The following is a 20,497-nucleotide window of genomic DNA, read 5'->3' as shown; positions in this document are numbered from 1 at the left end:
GTTAGGGCCCGGCGACCGCTCCACTGATCTCGGCCACCCGCAGTTCGCCGTCCCGCGTCTGGCCGCCCAGTTCCAGGAAGCGGCGCATGGCGTGCCGGGCCGGATTGCTGAACAGCAGCGTCTGGAACAAGTCGGCTTCCTGCTGGCACCCCTCCGCCATCGGCAGCGTCGCGCTGTCCACCGACTGCTTGGCCAGGCGCACCGCGTCCGCCGGGAAGCTGGCGATGCGGCGGGCCAGTGCGTCCACATGCGCGTCGATCGCGTTGGCGGGCAGGGCGCGGTTCAGCCAGCCCCAGCGTTCGGCGGTTTCGGCATCCACGTCGATCCCGCCCAGGATGATCTCCATGGCGCGTGCGCGGCCCACGAGACGCGGCAGATTCTGAGTGCCGGTGCCGCCGGGCAAGATGCCGATGGGCACCTCCATCTGGTTGATGACGGTCTTGCCAATGACGCCGAAGCGCATGTCGAAATTCATCGACAGTTCGGCGCCGCCGCCGCCGACGCGGCCTTCGATCTGCGCTATCGTCACCTTGTTCATAGTGCGGAACCGGTGGCACATGGCGTGATAAGCGTTGGCATCGTCTGTTGGCGGCGCCGGTGCATCAGCCATGGCGATCAGCGCGGCGACATCGAAATGGGCCAGGAAGAAATCCGGGTCTGCGCTTTTCAGCACGAACACCAGTGCCGCCGGATCGGCTTCCAGTTCTTCCGCCAGCCGCGCCAGTTCCCCGAACAGCGCCATGGTGATCAGGTTGATCGGCGGATTGTTGACTGTCGCCGTGACCAGCGGGCCATCGCGCTGCACATCGATGAGGGTGTAGCCGTCGTACGCCATGATCTGTCTCCCGAAGTGCCGGTGACCGGGATGCTAATCCGTTCGCACGCGCCGCGATATGCCCGGCTCTGATAGGGCGCGAGCCGGTCCCGAAACCGCTTGCGAGGCCGGTGTGGGCTTTGTAGCACTTGGGAGAGAGCGGCCATCTTGGCGCTGAACAGGTGCAGCATGGGCAACAGGCGTTTGGCGCAAACAATGATGCTGTTGCTGGGGGTCTGCCTGCACAGTCTTGCTGCGGCTTCCACCTTGATCACCGGGGCCAGCGTCCATGACGGGACGGGCGCGCCGGCCCAGCAGGTCGCCGTGCGCATCGACAAGGATCGCATTGTCGCGGTCGGCGCCTTGCAGCCGCTGGCCGGCGAGCAGGTGATCGACGCCAAGGGGCTGGTGCTGGCCCCCGGCTTCATCGACAGTCACAGCCACCATGATCGCACCGATTATGCAGAACGTGCAATGGAGCCGCTGCTGGCCCAGGGTGTCACCACCATCGTGGTGGGCCAGGATGGCGATGGCGATGCGCCGCTGGCCGAAGTCGCCGCCAAATTCGCCGCACGGCCCGCCGCCATCAATATCGCGTCTTACACCGGCCACGGTTTCCTGCGCGATCGGGTGATGGGCGCAAACTACAAGCGCGTTGCCACTCCGGCCGAAGTGCAGGCCATGCAGGCGTTGCTTACGGCTGACCTGAAGGCCGGCTCGCTGGGGTTCTCGACCGGGCTTGAATACGATCCCGGCATCTATTCTGCCCGTGATGAAGTGCTGGCGTTGGCCGGCACCGCAAAGGCCGGCGGCGGCACCTACATGAGCCATATCCGCTCCGAAGATGTCGCCTTCGACGACGCGATCGACGAGATCCTCGAGATCGGCGCCAAAACCGGCATCCCGGTGCAGATCTCCCACCTCAAGCTTGGCATTGTCGATCGCTGGGGCCAGTCCAAGCAGGTGCTGGCCAAGCTTGACGCCGCCCGCGCCCGCGGCATCAAGGTGACGGCCGACGTGTACCCATATGAATATTGGCAATCGACGCTGAGCGTGCTGTTTCCCAAGCGCGATTTCACCGATCTTGCTGCCAGCCGCTTTGCGCTCACCCACCTCACCACGCCGGCCGGCATGCTGATCGGCTATTATGCGCCCGAACCATCGTATGTGGGCAAGACGATCGCCGATATTGCCGCGCTGCGCGGGGAGGAACCGGCAGTCACCTATCTCTGGCTGATCAACAATGCCCAGGCCTGGAAGGCCGCCCATCCGGAAGCGACGCGGGTCGAATCGGTAATCGGCACCGCGATGGCGCCAGCCGATATCGCCGATTTTCTGGCCTGGAAGCACAGCAACCTCTGTTCCGATGGCGGCATCGGCGGGCTGCATCCGCGCGGTTATGGTGCCTTTGGCCGCATGGTGCGTGTCTATGTGCGTGAGACCGGTCGGCTCAGCCTGGCCGAAGCCATCCACAAGATGACCGGGCTTTCCGCCGAGCATCTCGGCCTGAAAACCCGTGGGCTTATTCGCCCCGGCATGAAAGCCGATTTGGTGCTGTTCGATCCGGATCGCTTTGCCGACAAGGCCACGGTGCAGTCGCCCAACGCACTGGCGGTCGGCATGAACAGCGTAATCGTCGGCGGCGCAGTCGTCTATCGCGATGGCAAGCCCACCGGCGCCTATCCGGGTCAGTTCCTGAAGCGCGGGCAGGATTGATGCAGCGCCGGGCGTTCCTTGCCGGCTTTGCCGCGCTGGCCGCCACGCGTGCGGCCGCCGCGCCGGTGCTGGTGGCCGACAATTACGGCCTGACGCCGGCCAGGGCGGCGCGGCGCAACGGCTGGATCGAGGTGGATGCCGTCGCCTTTGAAACCAATATCGATACGGTGCGCAGCCTCATCGGCAGCGCCAGCCTGTGCGCGGTGATGAAGGCGGATGCTTACGGAAATGGCATCGCCCTCTTGATCCCGTCGATCATTGCCAAGCGGATCACCGATGTCGCCTTCACCGCCAATGACGAGGCGAGGGTGGCCCGCAAACTGGGCTATCGCGGCCGCCTGATCCGCATCCGGGCGGCCACACCAGAAGAGATGGAGGACGCGTTCCCGCTTGGCGTCGAGGAACTGATCGGCAATCCGGAAGCCGCCAACCGTTTGCAGATGCTGTGGCGCAAGAGCCATCGCCGCCAGCGGCTGCCCGTCCACCTCGCGCTCAATGCCGGTGGCATGTCGCGCAATGGCGTCGAGCTTTCGACCGACTATGGCAAGGCCGACGCGCGCGCGCTGCTGGCGCTGGACGCGCTGAAGATCCGGGGCGTCATGACCCATTATCCCAGCGAGGAGGCGGGTGACATTCTGGGCCAGCTCGCCCGCTTCGAGTCAGACATGGGCTGGCTCGCTGCCGCCGGGCTGGCAACGCCAGGTCTGGTTCGCCACAGCGCCAACAGCTTCACCACGCTGCAGCATCCCGAAACCCGGCTCGACATGGTGCGGGTTGGCGGGCTGCTCTATGGCGATCCCGGTTCGGTGAAGACTGATCGGTTCGTGCCGACCATGGCGATCAAGTCGCGGGTGGCGGCGGTCAATCACTATCCGGCCGGGCAGACGGTGAATTACGACCGCACCTGGCGGCTGGAGCGCGAATCCTGGCTGGCCAATATCCCGCTCGGCTATTCCGATGGCGTGCGGCGCAGCCTCAGCCGCAGCAACCGACCGGAATTCCCCGCCGAAACCCGCAACCGCACCGAGGTGCTGATCGGCGGCCGAAGGTTCCCGGTGGTTGGCCGGGTGACGATGAACACGCTGATGGTTGATGTGACCGACGCCCGCGACACGGTGCGGCTGGGCGACGAGGTGGTGCTGTTCGGTGCGCAGGGCGGTGAGCGCATTACCCAGGCCGAACTGGAAGCCAATTCCCAGGCCTATGGCCCCGAATTGTTGGGCGTGCTGGGTGCCGGCCTGCCGCGTGTTCTCAAGCCCAGCGCCGGGCAGGGAGCAGGTTGAGGCCACACCCCCACCCGTTGACCCGGGGGCCCATTGCGGGTAAGGGCGCGCATCCCTGATCGGTGGCAACGCTGGCGGGGGATACGACAGACGGCACCGTGCGTGGGCGGCCTTCCAGGAACCGGGGGGCCTTTCGCGCTTATGTGATGACCGCCTTCACGGGCGTCATCAACGGGGCAGGTCTGGAGTAGGCGTTTGGCCATGGTGGCCATTTGCCGAAGCGAGAAGAGAGACGATGCCAACGATCAACCAGTTGATCCGCAAGGGTCGCACGCCCCAGAAGGCGCGCAACAAGGTGCCGGCCATGGAGGCCAACCCGCAGAAGCGTGGTGTTTGCACCCGCGTTTATACCACCACCCCCAAGAAGCCGAACTCGGCGCTCCGCAAGGTGGCCAAGATCCGTCTGACCAATGGCTTTGAAGTCATCGGTTATATCCCGGGTGAAGGCCACAACCTGCAGGAACACTCGGTCGTGCTGATTCGCGGCGGCCGCGTGAAGGATCTTCCCGGCGTGCGCTATCACATCGTTCGCGGTGTGCTCGACACGCAGGGTGTGAAGAACCGGAAGCAGAGCCGTTCGAAGTACGGCGCGAAGCGTCCGAAGTAAGGGGGATATAGATCGTGTCACGTCGTCGTCGCCCCGAAAAGCGCGTCATCCTGCCGGATCCCAAATTCGGCGATCAGGTGCTTTCCAAATTCATGAACCTCGTCATGCTGCAGGGCAAGAAGTCGGTCGCCGAATCAATCGTCTATTCCGCCCTGGAAGTGATCGAGACCAAGAGCCGCCGCGAACCGCTGGGCGTGTTCCACGATGCGCTCGCCAACGTGCGCCCAGGTATCGAAGTGCGCAGCCGCCGCGTCGGTGGTGCCACCTACCAGGTGCCCGTTGAAGTGCGTCCAGAACGTGGCCAGGCCCTGGCCATCCGCTGGATCATCTCGGCCGCCCGCAAGCGCGCTGAGCACACCATGGCGGCCCGCCTGTCAGCTGAGCTGATGGACGCCGCTGCCAACCGTGGTTCGGCCGTGAAGAAGCGTGAAGACACGCACCGGATGGCGGAAGCCAACCGCGCCTTCTCGCACTATCGCTGGTAAATCGTTTTGGCCGGCGCTGCGTGCAGTGCCGGCCACTAATCCTATTCTTCTAAGCCCGAGGCCCTTTTCCCATGCCCCGCACTCACCCACTTGAGCGTTATCGCAACATCGGCATCATGGCCCACATTGATGCCGGCAAGACGACCACGACCGAGCGCATCCTGTATTACACCGGCAAGTCCTACAAGATTGGCGAAGTGCACGAAGGCACCGCCACCATGGACTGGATGGAGCAGGAGCAAGAGCGCGGCATCACCATCACCAGTGCGGCGACCACCTGCTTGTGGTCGGCTGATGAAGGCAATGGCCCCGAGCACCGCATCAACATCATCGACACCCCCGGGCACGTCGATTTCACCATCGAAGTGGAGCGCAGCTTGCGCGTGCTCGATGGTGCCGTGGCCTGTTTTGACGGCGTGGCCGGCGTTGAGCCGCAGTCCGAAACCGTGTGGCGCCAGGCCGACAAGTACAAAGTGCCGCGCATGTGCTTCGTCAACAAGCTCGATCGCACCGGTGCCAACTTCGATCGCTGCGTGCAGATGATCAAGGATCGCCTCGGCGCGCGTCCGGCGGTGCTGTATCTGCCGATTGGCCTCGAGAGCGATTTCATCGGTCTGGTCGATCTCGTGCAGAACCGCGCCATCGTCTGGCTCGAAGAAAGCCTGGGCGCCAAGTTCGAATACAAGGACATTCCGGCTGACATGGCGGAAGCCGCCGCTGTCGCCCGTTCCGAACTGATCGAAATGGCCGTCGAGCAGGACGACGCGCTGATGGAGGCCTATCTCGAAGGCACCGAACCGACGACTGCCCAGCTCAAGGCGCTGATCCGCAAGGGTACGCTGAACTTCGATTTCGTGCCGGTGCTGTGCGGTTCGGCGTTCAAGAACAAGGGCGTGCAGCCGCTGCTTGATGCCGTGGTCGATTATCTGCCGAGCCCGCTCGACATTCCGCCGATGCACGGCATCAACCTGAAGGATGAGGACGAAATCCGCGAAGCGTCGGATGATGCGCCGTTCTCGGCGCTGGCCTTCAAGATCATGACCGATCCGTTCGTTGGCACGCTGACCTTTGCCCGCATTTATTCGGGCAAGATGGAAGCCGCCTCGACCGTGCTTAACTCCGTCAAGGACAAGCGCGAAAAGATCGGCCGCATGCTGCTGATGCACGCCAACAACCGTGAAGACATCAAGGAAGCCTTTGCCGGCGACATCATCGCGCTGGTTGGCCTGAAGGATGTGACCACGGGTGACACGCTGTGTGCGCCGCTGAAGCCGATCATCTTGGAGCGCATGGAATTCCCCGAGCCCGTGATCGAAGTGGCCGTGGAACCCAAGACCAAGGCCGACCAGGAAAAGATGGGCATCGCCCTTAACCGCCTAGCGCAGGAAGATCCGTCTTTCCGCGTGTCGTCGGACAATGAAAGCGGCCAGACCATCATCAAGGGCATGGGCGAACTTCACCTGGAAATCCTGGTGGATCGCATGCGCCGCGAATTCAAGGTCGAAGCCAACGTCGGTGCGCCGCAAGTGGCCTATCGCGAGTCGCTGGCCCGCAAGGTGGACGTGGATTACACCCACAAGAAACAGTCCGGCGGCTCCGGCCAGTTCGGGCGGATCAAGTTCACTGTCGAACCCGGCGAGCGCGGTTCGGGCGTCATCTTCAAGGATGAGGTCAAGGGCGGCAACGTGCCCAAGGAATATATCCCGGCCGTCGAAAAGGGTATCCGCGAAGTTGCTTCGTCGGGCCACCTGATCGGCTTCCCGCTGATCGACTTCACGGCCACGCTGTATGACGGCGCTTATCACGACGTCGATTCCTCGGCCCTGGCGTTTGAAATCACCGGGCGTGGCGGCATGCGCGAAGCGGCCGACAAGGCCGGCATCAAGATCCTCGAGCCGATCATGAAGGTCGAGGTGGTGACGCCGGAAGATTATCTGGGTGACGTGATCGGCGACTTGAACAGCCGTCGTGGCCAGATCCAGGGCACCGATACCCGCGGCAATGCGCAGGTGATCGATGCCATGGTGCCGCTGGCCAACATGTTCGGGTACGTGAACAATCTGCGCTCGATGTCGCAGGGTCGTGCCCAGTACTCCATGCAGTTCAGCCACTACGACGAAGTGCCGTCGAACGTGGCTGAGGAAATCAAGCTCAAGCTGGCTTGATTTTTCGCGAAAGCCGGCTAGTCAGCGCGCCTCTGGGCACGATGATTCGGCCGGTTCTCCGCTGACACCACCGCCAGGGCGGTTCCGTTGTGGACCCGCCATAATCGTTGAACGCCTCACACGTTGAGCAAGGAAGAAGGTTCAAGGCCATGGCCAAAGCAAAATTCGAGCGGAACAAGCCGCACTGCAACATCGGGACCATCGGTCACGTCGACCATGGCAAGACCTCGCTGACCGCCGCGATCACCAAGATCCTGGCCGAAACCGGTGGCGCCACCTTCACGTCGTACGACAACATCGACAAGGCCCCGGAAGAGCGTGAGCGCGGCATCACCATCTCGACCGCCCACGTCGAGTATGAAACCGCCAACCGTCACTATGCCCACGTCGATTGCCCCGGCCACGCCGATTATGTGAAGAACATGATCACCGGTGCCGCGCAGATGGACGGCGCGATCCTGGTCGTGTCCGCCACCGATGGCCCGATGCCGCAGACCAAGGAGCACATCCTGCTCGCCAAGCAGGTCGGCGTGCCGTCGATGGTCGTGTTCATGAACAAGTGCGATCTGGTCGACGACGAGGAAATCCTCGAGCTGGTCGAAATGGAAATCCGCGAAGAACTGTCCAAGCGCGATTTCGATGGCGACAACATTCCGATCGTCCGTGGTTCGGCCGTCTGCGCGCTGAACGGCACCAACGACAAGCTGGGCCGTGAAGCCATCCTGGCGCTGATGGCCGCTGTCGACAGCTACATCCCGCAGCCGGAGCGTCCGCTGGACAAGCCGTTCCTGATGCCGATCGAAGACGTGTTCTCGATTTCGGGTCGCGGCACCGTGGTGACCGGCCGCGTTGAAACCGGCATCGTCAAGGTTGGCGAAGAAATCGAAATCGTCGGCATCCACGACACCCGCAAGTCTGTGTGCACAGGCGTCGAAATGTTCCGCAAGCTGCTCGATCAGGGCCAGGCTGGCGACAACATCGGCGCCCTGCTGCGCGGCGTTGGCCGTGAAGACGTGGAACGTGGCCAAGTGCTCTGCAAGCCCGGCTCGATCAAGCCGCACACCGAGTTCACCGCCGAAGTCTACGTGCTGTCGAAGGACGAAGGCGGCCGTCACACGCCGTTCTTTGCCAACTACCGCCCGCAGTTCTACTTCCGCACCACCGACGTCACCGGCACCGTTGAACTGCCGGCTGGCACCGAAATGGTGATGCCGGGCGACAACGTGCAGCTGACCGTCAAGCTGATCGCTCCGATCGCCATGGATCCGGGTCTGCGCTTCGCCATTCGCGAAGGCGGCCGTACCGTTGGCGCCGGCGTGGTTGCAACCGTCATCAAGTGAGTGTAAAGGGCCTTTTCCCTAGGGAAGCGGCCCTGATTCGTCAGCGCGTGGAAACACAGCGCGGATGAAAAAAGCCGGGCCCCGCGGCTTGAAACCCAGGGGCAGTTATTCTGAAGCGGCCGGTGCAACCCCGACCTCACATCCAGTGATGAGCTGGCGGGGATGTGTCGGTCCGCTTTTTTTGAATGAACGCTGTTTGACAAGATTGGTGCCATGGACGCTCAGAACATCCGCATTCGCCTGAAGGCTTTTGACCATCGTGTGCTCGATCTGGCCACCGGTGAGATCGCCGACACCGCCAAGCGGACTGGTGCGGCCATCCGTGGTCCGATTCCGCTGCCGACGCGCTTCGAGAAGTTCACCGTGAACCGCTCCCCGCACGTCGACAAGAAGAGCCGTGAACAGTTCGAGGTGCGCACCTACAAGCGCCTCCTCGACATTGTTGACCCGACCCCGCAGACGGTGGACGCGCTGATGAAGCTCGATCTGGCCGCCGGCGTGGACGTGGAAATCAAGCTCGGCAAGTAACCGTCTCGACCAAATACGCGGAGCGAATTTGGAAGGGTCACGCCCCTCCCCCGGGAACACCGGATGGGGCCTCTGATGAAAGGAGCAGATCATGCGCACAGGCGTGATCGCGAAGAAAATGGGGATGACGCGGATTTTCCGCGACGACGGCCGGCATGTTCCGGTCACCGTTCTTGCCCTCGAGAACAACCAGGTTATCGCGGTGAAGACCGACGAGACCGATGGCTACACCGCTGTCCAGCTTGGCGCTGGCGCGAAGAAAGCCAAGAACACCACGAAGCCGGAGCGCGGCCATTTCGGCAAGGCCGAAGTGGAGCCCAAGGCCAAGGTGGCGGAATTCCGCGTGGCAGCAGATGCCGTGCTGGAACCCGGCGCCACCATTTCTGCAGATCATTTCATCCCGGGCCAGATGGTTGATGTCACCGGCATCACCCAGGGCAAGGGCTTTGCCGGCGTCATGAAGCGCTGGAACTTCGGCGGTCTGCGCGCCACCCACGGCGTCTCGGTCTCGCACCGTTCGCACGGTTCGACTGGCCAGCGCCAGGATCCGGGCAAGGTGTTCAAGGGCAAGAAGATGGCCGGGCATATGGGCGCCAAGCAGCGCACCCAGCAGAACCTGGAAATCGTGTCGACCGATGTCGAGCGCGGTCTGATCTTCGTGATGGGCTCAGTGCCCGGCTCGAAGGGCGGCTGGCTGCTCATCAAGGACGCCGTCAAGGTTGCCCGTAACGCTGACGCCCCGTACCCGGCCGCTCTCAAGGTGGCTGCCAACACCAACGTCGTGACTGCGGATGTGGTTGATCCCGCACCGGCCGTTGCTGACGAAACCACGGAGGCCTGATCATGAAGATTCAGGTGAAGACCCTGACCGCGGCTGATGCCGGCGAGCTGGAACTGTCGGACGCCGTGTTCGGCAAGGAACCGCGCCTCGACATCCTGCACCGCGTTGTGACCTGGCAGCTGGAAAAGCGTCGCGGCACCGCCCGCAAGGCGCGTGAACGCAGCGAAGTCGCCCGCACCGGCAAGAAGCTGGGCAACCAGAAGGGTGGCGGCCGTGCCCGTCACGGCAACCGCGCTGCGCCGCAGTTCATCGGCGGCGGTAAGGCCCACGGTCCGCGCGTGCGTGATTTCGATCCGTCGCTGAACAAGAAGATCCGCCGTCTCGGCCTGGCCACCGCGCTCAGCGTGAAGGCCCAGGAAGGCAAGCTGATCGTGGTGGAAGACCTGAACCTTGGCGAAGCCAAGACCAAGGCGTTCCTGGCTTCGATGGGCGCGCTTGGCATCACGTCCGGCCTGTTCATTGATGGCGCTGCGGTTGATGTGGGCTTTGCCCGCGCTTCGGCCAACGTGCCCCACATCGACGTGCTGCCGGCCATCGGCGCCAACGTCTATGACATTCTCAAGCACGACACGCTGGTCCTGACCCGCGCTGCCGTTTCGGCTCTGGAGGCCCGGGTCAATGGCTAACATCGACATCAAGCATTACGACGTGGTCGTGAAGCCGGTGATCACCGAAAAGTCGACCCTGGTGTCTGAATACAACCAGGTCGTCTTTCAGGTCGCCAAGCACAGCACCAAGCCGCAGATCAAGGCTGCCATCGAAGCGCTGTACGGCGTGAAGGTGCTGGCCGTGAACACCATGGTGGCCAAGGGCAAGACCAAGCGCTGGCGTGGCCAGGAATATCGCCGGTCTGATGTGAAGAAGGCCGTGGTGACGGTTGCCGATGGCGATCGCATCGACGTGACCACCAGCATCTGAGGGCAGGGACAATGGCACTCAAGAAATTCAATCCGACCAGCCCCGGCCAGCGCGGCCTGGTGCTGATCGATCGTTCGTCCCTGCACAAGGGTCGCCCGGTCAAGATGCTCACCGAAGGTCTGAAGAAGACCGGCGGCCGCAACAACAAGGGCCACGCCACCGCGCGCGGCATTGGTGGCGGTCACAAGCGCCTGTATCGCATCGTCGATTTCAAGCGCCGCATGTGGGACGTCGCTGCGACCGTCGAACGCATCGAGTATGACCCCAATCGTTCGGCTTTCATCGCGCTGGTGAAATATGCCGACAAGGACGGCACCGTTGCCTACATCATCGCGCCGCAGCGCCTGAACGTTGGTGACAGCGTGATCGCCGGCAAGAAGGTCGACGTGAAGCCGGGCAATGCGATGGAAATCGGCCAGATGCCGGTTGGCACCATTGTCCACAACGTCGAGCTGAAGCCCGGCAAGGGCGGCCAGATGGCCCGCGCCGCCGGCACCTTCGTGCAGGTTGTCGGCCGCGACAAGGGCATGGTGATGGTTCGCCTGAACTCGGGCGAGCAGCGTTATGTCCGTGCCGAGTGCATGGCCACCGTTGGTGCCGTGTCCAACCCGGACAACAGCAACCAGAACCTGGGCAAGGCCGGCCGCAACCGCTGGCTCGGCTATCGTCCGCTCACCCGCGGCGTCGCCAAGAACCCGGTCGATCACCCGCACGGCGGTGGTGAAGGCCGCACCTCGGGCGGTCGTCACCCGGTGACCCCATGGGGCAAGCCGACCAAGGGTGCCAAGACCCGTTCGAACAAGGCGACGGATCACATGATCATCCGTTCGCGCCACGCCAAGAAGAAGAGGTAAGCGCGCATGAGCCGCTCCGTCTGGAAGGGTCCCTTTGTGGATCTCTCGCTGCTGAAGAAGGCCGAAGCCGCACAGGGCTCCGGTGCGCGTGCGCCGATCAAGACCTGGTCGCGCCGTTCCACCATCCTGCCGCAGTTCGTTGGTCTCACCTTCAGCGTTTACAATGGCAAGAAGCACATCCCGGTCATGGTCAATGAAGACATGGTCGGCATGAAGCTGGGTGAATTCGCGCCGACGCGCTTCTTCCCCGGCCACGCCGCCGACAAGAAGGGCAAGCGCTGATGTCCAAGCCCAAATCCCCCCGCAAGGTTGGCGACCGTGAGGCGCTGGCCGTTGCCACCACCATCCGCGGTTCGGCGTACAAGCTGAACCTGGTTGCTGGCCTGATCCGTGGCCGCAAGGCGTCGGACGCGCTCAACATCCTGCTGTTCAGCCGCAAGGCGATGGCCGTGGACGTCCGCAAGGTTCTCGCCTCTGCCGTGGCCAACGCCGAAAACAACCATAACCTGGATGTTGACGCGCTGGTCGTGAAGGAAGCCAGTGTTGGCAAGGCGATCACCATGAAGCGTTTCACGCCGCGTGCGCGTGGTCGTGCTTCCGCCATCACCAAGCCGTTCAGCCGCCTGCGCGTTGTCGTGCGCGAAGCCGATGAAGAGGGAGCAAACTAATGGGTCACAAGACGTCCCCCATCGGTCTGCGCCTGCAGATCAACCGCACCTGGGACAGCCGCTGGTTCGCCAAGGGCGACGAGTATGGCAACCTGCTGCTGGAAGATCTGCGCATCCGCGAGTTCATCATCAAGCATCACGGCCAGGCCGCCATCTCCAAGGTGGTGATCGAGCGTCCGGCCAAGCTGTGCCGCGTGTCCATCTTTGCTGCGCGCCCCGGCGTGATCATCGGCAAGAAGGGTGCGGACATCGAGAAGCTGCGCAAGCAGATCGCCCAGATGACCCGCAGCGACGTGAGCCTGAACATCGTTGAAATCCGCAAGCCGGAAATCGACGCCAAGCTGGTGGCCGCCGGTGTGTGCGATCAGCTGGAACGCCGCATCGCGTTCCGCCGCGCCATGAAGCGTGCCGTGCAATCGGCGCTGCGTCTGGGTGCCGAAGGCATCAAGATCACCTGTTCCGGCCGTCTGGGTGGCGCTGAAATCGCCCGCACCGAATGGTATCGTGAAGGCCGTGTGCCGTTGCACACCCTGCGCGGCAACGTCGATTACGCCGAACATCAGGCCCACACTGCCTATGGCGTGTGCGGCGTGAAGGTCTGGATCTTCAAGGGTGAAATTCTTGGCCACGACCCGATGGCCCAGGATCGCCTGATGATGGAAGCCCAGACCTCTGGCGTCCGTCCGGCGCGCTGAGGAGTAGAAAGAAATGCTGTCACCTAAGCGCACCAAGTTCCGCAAGGCGTTCAAGGGCCGTATCCATGGCGATGCCAAGGGTGGTTCGGCGCTGAACTTCGGCGCCTTCGGCCTCAAGGCCTTGGAACCGGAGCGGATCACCGCCCGCCAGATCGAAGCGGCCCGCCGCGCGATCTCGCGTCACATGAAGCGTCAGGGCCGTTTGTGGATCCGGATTTTCCCCGATCTGCCGGTGTCGTCCAAGCCTGCCGAAGTCCGCATGGGCTCGGGCAAGGGTTCGCCGGAATATTGGGTGGCCCGCGTCAAGCCCGGCCGCATCATGTTCGAACTTGATGGCGTGCCCTACGACGTGGCCGCCGGCGCTTTCGAACGTGCCGCTGCCAAGCTGCCGATCAAGACCAAGATGGTGGTCCGCCTCGGCGAACCGACCACACAGGACTGAGACCCATGGCCGACAAGATTTTCGCTGATCTGAAGGTTGCGACCGACGATCAACTCGCCAACCAGCTTTCCGAGCTGAAGCGCGAGCAGTTCAACCTGCGGTTCCAGGCGGCCACCGGCCAGCTGGAAAAGCCGGGCCGGGTGCGCGTCGTGCGCCGCACCATTGCTCGCATCAAGACGCTGCAATCGGCCCGCAAGGCCGTCCAGCAGCTGGGAGCATAAGACATGCCGAAGCGCGTATTGCAGGGCACCGTGGTGTCCGACAAGGGCGACAAGACGGTGGTCGTGCTGGTGGAGCGCAAGGTCGCTCACCCGGTCTACGGCAAGATCATCCGTCGCTCGAAGAAGTATCACGCCCACGACGAGGGCAATGTGATCAAGGCTGGCGACACGGTGCGCATCGAAGAGTGCGCCCCGTTGTCCAAGCTGAAAACGTGGAAAGTGCTCGAAAAGGTCGGCTGAGCCGGCGTTTCGAGTGGTTATTGAAGCCGTCTGCCGGTCGGAATCGGCAGACATAATGGAAGGATCGAACGCATGATCCAGATGCAGACGAACCTCGACGTGGCGGACAACAGTGGCGCCAAGAGGGTGATGTGCATCAAGGTCCTGGGCGGCTCCAAGCGTCGGTTTGCCGGCGTCGGCGACATCATCGTGGTGTCGGTGAAGGAAGCGCAGCCCAAGGGCAAGGTGAAGAAGGGTGATGTGCACCGCGCTGTTGTGGTGCGCACCGCCAAGGATATCCGTCGTCCCGACGGCTCGGTGATCCGTTTCGACAGCAATGCTGCCGTGCTGATCAACAAGAATGAAGAGCCGATCGGTACCCGTATCTTCGGGCCAGTGGTGCGTGAACTGCGCGCCACGGGTCACATGAAGATCATCAGCCTTGCCCCCGAGGTGCTGTAATGAGCGCTGCGAAGATCAAGAAGGGTGACACCGTGATCGTCCTGTCCGGCAAGGACAAGGGCAAGGAAGGCACCGTGACCCGCAACCTGCCGCGTGACGGCAAGGTGGTGGTGGCCGGTGTGAATCTGATCACCCGTCACAACAAGCCGAACCAGTCCAAACCAGAAGGCGGCATCGAGCGCGTTGAAGCGCCGATGGCGGTTTCGAAGGTGGCGCTGAAAGATCCGACCACTGGCCAACCGACCCGCGTCGGTTTTGCCGTGGTGGATGGCAAAAAGGTGCGCGTCGCCAAGAAGTCGGGAGCCGTGATCAATGGCTGAGAAGCTCAACCCCCGCATGCAGGTTCTGTATGCTGAAACGATCCGCCCGAAGATGGTGGAAATGTTCGGCTACAAGAACATGATGGAAGTGCCGAAGATCGACAAGATCGTGCTCAACATGGGCGTCGGCGATGCAACCCAGGACAAGAAGAAGGTCGATCAGGCTGCCGGTGAAATGGCCTTGATCGCTGGCCAGAAGCCGGTGATCTGCAAGGCCAAGAAGTCGGTCGCGCAGTTCAAGCTGCGTGAAGGCATGCCGATCGGCTGCAAGGTCACGCTGCGCCGCGAGCGCATGTATGAATTCCTTGACCGCTTCGTCACGATCGCGCTGCCGCGCGTTCGCGATTTCCGTGGTCTCTCGGCCAAGTCCTTTGATGGTCGCGGCAATTATGCCTGCGGTATCAAGGAACAACTGATCTTCCCGGAAATCAACTATGACCGGGTCGATCAGATCCGCGGCATGGACATCATCGTGGCCACCACGGCCAAGACCGACGAAGAAGCCCGCGCGCTCCTGGCGCTGTTCGGCTTCCCGTTCGTTGGCTACACCCTCGAACAGAAGGCGGCCTGAACCATGGCGAAGCTTTCGATGATCAACAAGAACGAGCGCCGCAAGGCGCTGGTGGTGAAGTACGCCGGCAAATATGCCGTGCTCAAGGCGATCGCCAATGATGAAAGCCGTTCCGATGAGGAGCGTCTGATGGCCCGCCTGAAGATGGCCGAACTGCCGCGCAATGCGAACCCGACCCGGGTGCGCAACCGCTGCGAACTGACCGGCCGTCCGCGTGCCTATTACCGCAAGTTCAAACTTTCGCGCATCATGCTGCGGGAACTGGCCAACAAGGGCCTGATCCCCGGTGTGACCAAGTCGAGCTGGTAAGGATAGCCCGATGTCAATGTCTGACCCCTTGGGCGATATGCTCACCCGGATCCGGAACGGCCAACAGGCCCGCAAGGATTCGATCGTCACCCCCGCTTCCAGGCTGCGCGCCCGCGTGCTGGATGTTCTGCAGCGCGAAGGCTATATCCGTGGCTATGTCCCGGTGCTTGATGGCCCCCACCAGAACCTGCGGATCGACCTGAAGTATTTCGAAGGTCGTCCCGCCATCCAGCACCTTGCCCGCGTGTCCAAGCCCGGCCGCCGCGTTTACAGCGGCTCCACCGATCTGCCGCGCGTTCGCAACGGCCTGGGTATCACCATTGTTTCGACGCCTCAGGGTGTTCTTTCCGACGCGGAAGCGCGCGAAAAGAATGTCGGCGGCGAAATCCTCTGCCAGGTGTTCTGACCATGTCGCGCATCGGTAAAAAAGCAGTTGCCATTCCGGCCGGCGTCACCGCCACCATCAATGACCGCATTCTTGTGGTCAAAGGGCCCAAGGGTGAACTGTCCATGCCGCTGGTGGATGACATCAGCTACACCATCGAAGCTGCCGAGATCGCGGTTCTCCCCGCGTCTGACACCAAGCGGGCCCGCTCCTTCTGGGGCATGCAGCGCACGTTGGTCAGCAATCTCGTCACCGGCGTGTCCGATGGCTTCACCAAAGTGCTTCTGATCACCGGCGTGGGCTATCGTGCCTCGGTGCAGGGCGCCAACCTGAAGCTGCAGCTCGGCTACAGCCACGACGTGGATTTTGCCATCCCCGACGGTATAACCATTAAGACGCCTGATCCGACGACGGTGGAAATCACTGGTTCCGACAAGCAGCGAGTTGGCCAGGTGGCCGCCGAGATCCGCCGCTGGCGCAAGCCCGAGCCTTACAAGGGCAAGGGCATCAAGTACCGCGGCGAAGTCATCTTCCGGAAGGAAGGGAAGAAGAAATGAGCAGGCTTACCCATTTCGACCAGCGTCGTCGCCGCGTGCGTACGGCCATCGCCCGCAACAGCGGCGGTCGCCCGCGCCTGTCGGTGCATCGTTCGTCGCAACATATCTATGCGCAGATCATCGACGACACCAATGGTGTCACGCTGGCGGCCGCCTCCACCTTGGAGAAGGACGTGCGTGGGACCACTGGTGCCACCACCGGTGCCGCTGCTGCCGTTGGCAAGCGCCTTGCCGAGCGGGCCAAGGCGGCCGGTGTTTCGGCTGTTGTGTTCGACCGTGGCGGTTTTCTCTTCCATGGCCGCGTGAAGGCGCTGGCCGAGGGGGCCCGCGAAGGCGGGTTGGAGTTCTGAGATGAGCGATGAAATCGAAGTGACCGGCGCCGCTGCGCCGGAAGCCGAAGGCCGCGCTCGCGGTCCTCGTGGCGGCCGCGGTGGTCCCGGTGGCGGCGATCGCCGTGGTGGCCCCGGCGGCAACCGTCGTGACGGTGACCGCAACAAGCGTGGCCGTGACAACAGCGGCGAACCGGCTGGCGAAGAGCTGATCGAAAAGCTCGTCCACATCAACCGCGTCTCCAAGACGGTGAAGGGCGGCAAGCGCTTCGGCTTTGCAGCGCTGGTTGTGGTGGGTGACGGCAAGGGCCGCGTCGGCTTCGGCCATGGCAAGGCCCGCGAAGTGCCGGAAGCCATTGCCAAGGCCACGGCCGCCGCCAAGAAGGCGATGGTGCGTGTGCCGCTGCGCGATGGCCGCACCCTGCACCATGATGGCTTCGGCCATTTCGGCGCCGGCAAGGTCTATGTGCGGTCCGCCACGCAGGGTACCGGCATCATCGCCGGTGGTCCGATGCGCGCCGTTTTCGAATCGCTGGGCGTTGCCGACGTGGTCACCAAATCGGTGGGCACCAACAACCCCTACAACATGATCCGTGCCACCTTCGCAGCCCTGGTTGGCCAGGTCAGCCCGAAGAGCGTCGCCCAGCGTCGCGGCAAGAAGGTTGTGGATCTGCTGTCGCGCCGCGGTGACACTTCTGCCAAGCTGGCTGAAGCCGACGCCGAAGCGGTGGCCTGAGGAGAGGCATGATGGCCAAAGTCAAAGTCACCCAGATCGGTTCGCCGATCCGCCGCACGCCGATCCAGGAAAAGAACCTGATTGGCCTCGGCCTCAACAAGATGAACCGCAGCCGCGAGCATGTCGATACGCCGGAAATCCGGGGCATGATCAAGAAGGTGGCGCATCTTCTCAAGGTTGAAGAGGTCGCCTGACCCCTTTTCTCGGCTCCGGCCGGGAGCCAAAACAAGCGCCGGGCACCGCAGGTTCAACCTGGGGTGCCCAGCCGTTTCAAGACCAACATCCAGCGCGTAAGCGAAAGCGAGTGCAACTCATGACCACCAAGCTCAACGACCTTCACGACAATCCCGGTGCCCGCAAGAAGCGCGTGCGCGTCGGTCGCGGCATCGGCTCCGGTGTCGGCAAGACCGGCGGTCGCGGCCAGAAGGGCCAGACCAGCCGTTCGGGCGTGTCGATCAACGGCTTCGAAGGCGGCCAGATGCCGCTGCACATGCGCATCCCGAAGCGCGGCTTCAACAACATCTTCCGCAAGGATTATGCCGTGCTGAACCTCGGCACGCTGCAGGCTGCCATCGATGCCGGCAAGCTGGACGCCAAGACGCTGATCGACGCCGATGTGCTGGTTGCCGCCAAGGTGCTGACCACGGCGCGCGATGGCGTGCGCCTGCTCGGCGTGGGTGCGCTCACCGCCAAGGTGTCGCTCAAGCTCGCGGGTGCCTCGGCCTCGGCCAAGGCGGCGGTGGAAGCCGCTGGCGGCTCGATCGAACTGCCGGCCCCGGCCCCGGCGCCGCTGACCAAGGACGAGCAGAAGGCCGCCCGCGCTGTTGCGCGCGCTGCTAAGGCTGCCGCGCTGGCCGCCAAGTAAAGAAGCAACCGGGTCAAACGACCCCATGGCAATTGCGCCGCGTGTCGCCTACATGGGACGGACATGCGGCGCTTTGCCGTTTCAGACACGCTTGATCGGGTAGGATATCCATGGCGTCTGCCGCCGAACAAATGGCTTCGAACCTGTCGTTCGCCAACTTCTCCAAGGCCACCGAGCTGAAGAGCCGCATCTGGTTCACGCTCGGCGCGCTGGTGGTGTTCCGTCTCATCTCGTTCGTGCCGCTGCCCGGCATCGATCCGCTGGCGCTGTCCAGCCTGTTCGAACAGACTCGCGGCGGCGTGCTGGATTTCTTCAACATGTTCTCCGGCGGCGCGCTGGAACGCATGAGCCTGATCGCGCTGGGCGTCACCCCTTACATCACCGCTTCGATCGTGGTGCAGCTGCTCACCAGCCTCGTTCCCAGCTTCATGGCGCTGAAGAAGGAAGGCGAGGCCGGCCGCAAGACGCTGAACCAGTACACGCGCTATGGCACCGTGTTCCTCACCATCGTTCAGGGCTATGGCATCGCCGTCGGCCTCGAAGGCTGGGGCGCCGGCCAGGGCGTGTCTGCCGTGATCGATCCGGGTTGGTTCTTCCGCATTTCCACGGTGATCTCGCTGCTGGGCGGCACCATGTTCCTGATGTGGCTGGGTGAACAGATCACCAGCCGTGGCATCGGCAACGGCATTTCGCTGATCATCATGGCCGGCATCGTGGCGCAGCTGCCCTCGGCGCTGGGCACCCTGTTCGAACAGGGCCGCACTGGCGCGCTGTCGGCGGGCTTCGTGCTGCTGGTGGCCGTGGTGGCGCTGGGCACCATCGCCTTCATCTGCCTGATGGAACGCGCGCAGCGCAAGATCCTGATCCAGTATCCCAAGCGCCAGATGGGCAGTCGCATGTTCCAGGGCGATTCCAGCTTCCTGCCGCTGAAGATCAATACCGCGGGCGTGATCCCGCCGATCTTTGCCAGCTCGCTGCTGCTGATGCCGCTCACTGTGGCGCAGTTCTTCAGCCAGCAGGGCACCATGCCGGAATGGATGACGACGGTGACGACCGCGCTGCAGCACGGCGCGCCGCTCTACATGTTCCTCTATGCCGCCGGCATCATCTTCTTCAGCTTCTTCTACACCGCCGTGGTGTTCAACCCGGACGAGACGGCCGAGAACCTGAAGAAGTACGGCGGTTTCGTGCCCGGCATCCGCCCCGGCACGCGGACCTCGGAATATCTCGATTTCGTGCTTACCCGCCTGACGGTGATTGGTGCGGCGTACCTCACGCTGATCTGCCTGTTGCCGGAATTCCTGATCAGCGAGCTGAAGGTACCCTTCTACTTTGGGGGGACTAGCCTTCTGATCGTCGTCAATGTCACAATGGACACGGTTGCGCAGATCCAGAGCCATCTGTTGGCGCATCAGTACGAGGGACTCATCAAGAAGTCCAAACTTCGGGGGAATCGTCGTTGAATCTCATCCTGCTGGGCCCGCCGGGAGCGGGCAAGGGCACCCAGGCCAGCCGCCTCGTGAAGGAACGCGGCATGGTCCAACTTTCCACAGGCGACATGCTGCGCGCCGCTGTCGCGGCCAGCACGCCGGTGGGCCTTGCGGCCAAGGCGGTGATGGAATCCGGCGGTCTTGTTTCTGACGAGATCGTGTCGGGCATCCTGTCCGAAAGGCTGGACCAGCCCGATGCCCGCGCCGGCTTCATCCTGGATGGCTATCCGCGCACCGATGTGCAGGCGGATTCGCTCGATGCAATGCTGGCCGAAAAGGGCCTGGCGCTGGATCATGTGATCGAACTGGTGGTGGATGAAGACGCGCTGGTCGATCGCATCACCGGCCGGTTCACCTGCGGCAGCTGCGGCGAAGGCTATCATGACCGCTACAAGCAGCCAAAGGTTGCCGATACGTGTGATGTGTGTGGCGCCAGCAACTTCAAGCGCCGCGCCGATGACAATGCCGATACTGTGCGCCAGCGCATGATGGAATATCGCGCCAAGACCGCGCCGATCATTCCGCATTATGAAGGTCGCGGTATTGTTGCGCGTGTGGACGGGATGGCCGATATGGATGCAGTCGCCGCCTCCATCGACAAGATTGTCGATGCCTGAGGGCGCTGCCCTGTCAGCAGCTTGACTTTTCGGCGACTCGCGTCTAACCGCCTCTCTTCC

Annotated in this window: 30 protein-coding genes; 29 read left to right on the top strand and 1 reads right to left on the bottom strand. The window is 63.1% G+C overall.

Annotation, left to right across the window (positions count from 1 at the left end):
- Window position 1: 1 nt before the first annotated feature.
- Window positions 2-835 carry an enoyl-CoA hydratase/isomerase family protein gene (locus G566_RS0107400; RefSeq protein ID WP_022680040.1) on the bottom strand — a complete coding sequence of 278 codons (834 nt, stop codon included), beginning with the start codon at window positions 833-835 and terminating at the stop codon, window positions 2-4.
- Between the two features lie 195 nt (window positions 836-1,030).
- On the opposite strand from G566_RS0107400, the gene G566_RS0107395 reads away from it, so the two are divergent.
- The 29 genes from G566_RS0107395 (at window position 1,031) to G566_RS0107255 (ending at window position 20,437) form a co-directional block, all read left to right on the top strand.
- On the top strand, window positions 1,031-2,530 hold the full coding sequence (locus G566_RS0107395) for an N-acyl-D-amino-acid deacylase family protein (RefSeq protein ID WP_207789910.1): 1,500 nt from the start codon (window positions 1,031-1,033) through the stop codon (window positions 2,528-2,530).
- Window positions 2,530-3,813, top strand: a complete 1,284-nt coding sequence (gene alr / locus G566_RS0107390) for an alanine racemase (RefSeq protein ID WP_022680038.1) — start codon at window positions 2,530-2,532, stop codon at window positions 3,811-3,813. The genes G566_RS0107395 and alr overlap by 1 nt, the downstream gene beginning before the upstream one ends.
- A 235-nt stretch (window positions 3,814-4,048) precedes the next feature.
- Window positions 4,049-4,420, top strand: a complete 372-nt coding sequence (gene rpsL, locus G566_RS0107385) for a 30S ribosomal protein S12 (protein WP_017666954.1) — start codon at window positions 4,049-4,051, stop codon at window positions 4,418-4,420.
- A gap of 14 nt (window positions 4,421-4,434) precedes the next feature.
- Complete coding sequence (rpsG, locus tag G566_RS0107380; protein WP_022680037.1) at window positions 4,435-4,905, top strand: 30S ribosomal protein S7; 471 nt, start codon at window positions 4,435-4,437, stop codon at window positions 4,903-4,905.
- Between the two features lie 71 nt (window positions 4,906-4,976).
- Window positions 4,977-7,070 (top strand): elongation factor G, encoded by a 2,094-nt coding sequence (gene fusA, locus G566_RS0107375; protein WP_022680036.1) that lies wholly within the window; start codon window positions 4,977-4,979, stop codon window positions 7,068-7,070.
- A 149-nt stretch (window positions 7,071-7,219) separates the two neighbouring features.
- A complete protein-coding gene (gene tuf / locus G566_RS0107370; protein WP_022680035.1) occupies window positions 7,220-8,410 on the top strand; it encodes an elongation factor Tu in 1,191 nt (396 codons plus the stop codon).
- 213 nt (window positions 8,411-8,623) lie between these two features.
- Complete coding sequence (rpsJ, locus tag G566_RS0107365) at window positions 8,624-8,938, top strand: 30S ribosomal protein S10 (RefSeq protein ID WP_017666958.1); 315 nt, start codon at window positions 8,624-8,626, stop codon at window positions 8,936-8,938.
- Window positions 8,939-9,029: 91 nt separating this feature from the next.
- Entirely contained in the window at window positions 9,030-9,779 is a 750-nt protein-coding gene (rplC, locus tag G566_RS0107360) for a 50S ribosomal protein L3 (RefSeq protein ID WP_022680034.1), read from the top strand.
- 2 nt (window positions 9,780-9,781) lie between these two features.
- A complete protein-coding gene (gene rplD / locus G566_RS0107355) occupies window positions 9,782-10,405 on the top strand; it encodes a 50S ribosomal protein L4 (RefSeq protein WP_017666960.1) in 624 nt (207 codons plus the stop codon).
- Window positions 10,398-10,697 carry a 50S ribosomal protein L23 gene (locus G566_RS0107350; protein WP_022680033.1) on the top strand — a complete coding sequence of 100 codons (300 nt, stop codon included), beginning with the start codon at window positions 10,398-10,400 and terminating at the stop codon, window positions 10,695-10,697. Before rplD ends, G566_RS0107350 begins: the two co-directional genes overlap by 8 nt.
- 11 nt (window positions 10,698-10,708) lie before the next feature.
- Window positions 10,709-11,551, top strand: coding sequence for a 50S ribosomal protein L2 (rplB, locus tag G566_RS0107345; RefSeq protein ID WP_022680032.1), 843 nt, complete (start codon window positions 10,709-10,711; stop codon window positions 11,549-11,551).
- A 6-nt stretch (window positions 11,552-11,557) separates the two neighbouring features.
- Window positions 11,558-11,833, top strand: a complete 276-nt coding sequence (gene rpsS, locus G566_RS0107340) for a 30S ribosomal protein S19 (protein WP_022680031.1) — start codon at window positions 11,558-11,560, stop codon at window positions 11,831-11,833.
- Window positions 11,833-12,219, top strand: coding sequence for a 50S ribosomal protein L22 (rplV, locus tag G566_RS0107335; protein WP_022680030.1), 387 nt, complete (start codon window positions 11,833-11,835; stop codon window positions 12,217-12,219). Before rpsS ends, rplV begins: the two co-directional genes overlap by 1 nt.
- Complete coding sequence (gene rpsC / locus G566_RS0107330; RefSeq protein WP_022680029.1) at window positions 12,219-12,914, top strand: 30S ribosomal protein S3; 696 nt, start codon at window positions 12,219-12,221, stop codon at window positions 12,912-12,914. The genes rplV and rpsC overlap by 1 nt, the downstream gene beginning before the upstream one ends.
- A gap of 13 nt (window positions 12,915-12,927) precedes the next feature.
- Window positions 12,928-13,356 (top strand): 50S ribosomal protein L16, encoded by a 429-nt coding sequence (rplP, locus tag G566_RS0107325; protein WP_022680028.1) that lies wholly within the window; start codon window positions 12,928-12,930, stop codon window positions 13,354-13,356.
- Between the two features lie 5 nt (window positions 13,357-13,361).
- Complete coding sequence (gene rpmC, locus G566_RS0107320) at window positions 13,362-13,577, top strand: 50S ribosomal protein L29 (RefSeq protein WP_022680027.1); 216 nt, start codon at window positions 13,362-13,364, stop codon at window positions 13,575-13,577.
- A 3-nt stretch (window positions 13,578-13,580) separates the two neighbouring features.
- On the top strand, window positions 13,581-13,817 hold the full coding sequence (gene rpsQ, locus G566_RS0107315) for a 30S ribosomal protein S17 (RefSeq protein ID WP_017666968.1): 237 nt from the start codon (window positions 13,581-13,583) through the stop codon (window positions 13,815-13,817).
- Window positions 13,818-13,889: 72 nt separating this feature from the next.
- On the top strand, window positions 13,890-14,258 hold the full coding sequence (rplN, locus tag G566_RS0107310) for a 50S ribosomal protein L14 (RefSeq protein ID WP_017666969.1): 369 nt from the start codon (window positions 13,890-13,892) through the stop codon (window positions 14,256-14,258).
- Window positions 14,258-14,578: a 50S ribosomal protein L24 gene (rplX, locus tag G566_RS0107305; RefSeq protein ID WP_022680026.1), complete on the top strand. Its 321-nt coding sequence runs from the start codon at window positions 14,258-14,260 to the stop codon at window positions 14,576-14,578. Before rplN ends, rplX begins: the two co-directional genes overlap by 1 nt.
- Entirely contained in the window at window positions 14,571-15,149 is a 579-nt protein-coding gene (gene rplE / locus G566_RS0107300) for a 50S ribosomal protein L5 (protein WP_022680025.1), read from the top strand. Before rplX ends, rplE begins: the two co-directional genes overlap by 8 nt.
- A 3-nt stretch (window positions 15,150-15,152) precedes the next feature.
- Complete coding sequence (gene rpsN / locus G566_RS0107295) at window positions 15,153-15,458, top strand: 30S ribosomal protein S14 (protein ID WP_022680024.1); 306 nt, start codon at window positions 15,153-15,155, stop codon at window positions 15,456-15,458.
- 10 nt (window positions 15,459-15,468) lie between these two features.
- Window positions 15,469-15,864, top strand: a complete 396-nt coding sequence (gene rpsH / locus G566_RS0107290; protein ID WP_029131384.1) for a 30S ribosomal protein S8 — start codon at window positions 15,469-15,471, stop codon at window positions 15,862-15,864.
- Between the two features lie 2 nt (window positions 15,865-15,866).
- Complete coding sequence (gene rplF, locus G566_RS0107285) at window positions 15,867-16,400, top strand: 50S ribosomal protein L6 (protein ID WP_022680022.1); 534 nt, start codon at window positions 15,867-15,869, stop codon at window positions 16,398-16,400.
- Window positions 16,397-16,750, top strand: coding sequence for a 50S ribosomal protein L18 (gene rplR / locus G566_RS0107280; RefSeq protein ID WP_029131383.1), 354 nt, complete (start codon window positions 16,397-16,399; stop codon window positions 16,748-16,750). Before rplF ends, rplR begins: the two co-directional genes overlap by 4 nt.
- A gap of 1 nt (window position 16,751) precedes the next feature.
- Window positions 16,752-17,465: a 30S ribosomal protein S5 gene (gene rpsE / locus G566_RS0107275; protein ID WP_022680020.1), complete on the top strand. Its 714-nt coding sequence runs from the start codon at window positions 16,752-16,754 to the stop codon at window positions 17,463-17,465.
- Window positions 17,466-17,476: 11 nt separating this feature from the next.
- On the top strand, window positions 17,477-17,659 hold the full coding sequence (gene rpmD, locus G566_RS0107270) for a 50S ribosomal protein L30 (protein WP_026090625.1): 183 nt from the start codon (window positions 17,477-17,479) through the stop codon (window positions 17,657-17,659).
- Window positions 17,660-17,778: 119 nt separating this feature from the next.
- Window positions 17,779-18,330 (top strand): 50S ribosomal protein L15, encoded by a 552-nt coding sequence (gene rplO, locus G566_RS0107265; RefSeq protein ID WP_029131382.1) that lies wholly within the window; start codon window positions 17,779-17,781, stop codon window positions 18,328-18,330.
- Between the two features lie 110 nt (window positions 18,331-18,440).
- Window positions 18,441-19,793, top strand: a complete 1,353-nt coding sequence (gene secY, locus G566_RS0107260; protein WP_022680018.1) for a preprotein translocase subunit SecY — start codon at window positions 18,441-18,443, stop codon at window positions 19,791-19,793.
- Complete coding sequence (locus tag G566_RS0107255) at window positions 19,790-20,437, top strand: adenylate kinase (protein ID WP_022680017.1); 648 nt, start codon at window positions 19,790-19,792, stop codon at window positions 20,435-20,437. The genes secY and G566_RS0107255 overlap by 4 nt, the downstream gene beginning before the upstream one ends.
- The last annotated feature ends 60 nt before the right edge of the window (window positions 20,438-20,497 follow it).

The sequence above is a fragment of the Sandarakinorhabdus limnophila DSM 17366 genome (genome assembly GCF_000420765.1).
In the GTDB taxonomy this organism is placed as follows: domain Bacteria; phylum Pseudomonadota; class Alphaproteobacteria; order Sphingomonadales; family Sphingomonadaceae; genus Sandarakinorhabdus; species Sandarakinorhabdus limnophila.
The sequence above is the reverse complement of the archived record's forward strand: the minus strand, read 5'-3'. Positions and strand labels throughout refer to the sequence as shown.